1 protein-coding gene is annotated in these 240 nt (G+C 52.9%); it reads right to left on the reverse strand.

The annotated features are described in order from the left end of the window. Positions 1–68: 68 nt before the first annotated feature. Positions 69–240 (reverse strand): NlpC/P60 family protein (locus Xhom_RS25500; RefSeq protein ID WP_145957544.1); only part of this gene is annotated, 172 nt, incomplete at its 5' end.

A 240-nucleotide genomic window follows, 5' to 3' on the forward strand; every position in this document is an offset into this window, starting at 1 on the left:
TGTGCTCGCGGCCGAATTGGGCACCGAGGACACCATAAAGCCGCACTGTTCGTACTGTATTCATGAGGTTACTCCAATAAAAAACCCGCCGGAGCGGGTGGATTTGTATATCGCAAAGCGACGATTGTCCTGTCCTGCCAGTACCCATCATAAGGCACCTGATTGCTGAGCTGCCCGTACAGATGGTGTAGCATCAACCCGTCACCGATATACACCCCGGCATGATTGGGTTCATTGGCT

This window comes from Xenorhabdus hominickii (assembly GCF_002632725.1).
GTDB classification, from domain to species: Bacteria; Pseudomonadota; Gammaproteobacteria; order Enterobacterales; family Enterobacteriaceae; genus Xenorhabdus; species Xenorhabdus hominickii.